Here is a 612-nt window from a genome sequence, read left to right as displayed (position 1 = left end):
CCAATATTCATTTTTTTGAGAGCATGAGTATTGAAACCGTAACTGGTATCACGTAAGAAATTATCTCTTAAATAATCCCCTTCAGGCGCTTTAACACGAAATCCATTCATGATATGACGACTGATTTGTTTTTGCCAATAAAGCTGCCCAGAAAATGCATCAAAAAGTGCGTCTTCATTGCCATTATAATTATAAGACAAAGAAAAACGCTCACGACGCTTGTTATCCTGATCATAAACAGAACCTGGAGCATACCTTGTAGATGCATTCAATGAATGCGTATTGATATTGTAATTAAAACGTTCTGCGGTTAAACCAAAACGGTGATTGCCATTGAAATATTGATGAATTTTAAAAAGCAAATTATTTTTGTCAAACTGAGCAGGGTTTTTACGTGTACGCTCTTCATAGCCTTCTACAGTTCCCATATTCTTACGTTCATGCCCTTCCACATGAGATCCTTGAAAAAGCACGAATGTTTGCTTATTCCGCAATGCAATAGCTTGATCTATATGCCAACTGTTATCAACAGAATGATAACCACCTTTTATAAGACTACCCCAATTCTTGTTTTCAGTAATAAGGTCCTCAGGATTAAGGGTACGTAAAGCA

1 pseudogene is annotated in these 612 nt (G+C 36.3%); it reads right to left on the bottom strand.

The window, feature by feature from the left end:
- A pseudogene (locus ACFINZ_RS10130) lies at positions 1-612 on the bottom strand (TonB-dependent heme/hemoglobin receptor family protein); the annotation flags it as partial.

The sequence above is a fragment of the Bartonella sp. AA81SXKL genome, from assembly GCF_042196945.1.
Taxonomy (GTDB): Bacteria; Pseudomonadota; Alphaproteobacteria; order Rhizobiales; family Rhizobiaceae; genus Bartonella.
The sequence above is the reverse complement of the archived record's forward strand: the minus strand, read 5'-3'. Positions and strand labels throughout refer to the sequence as shown.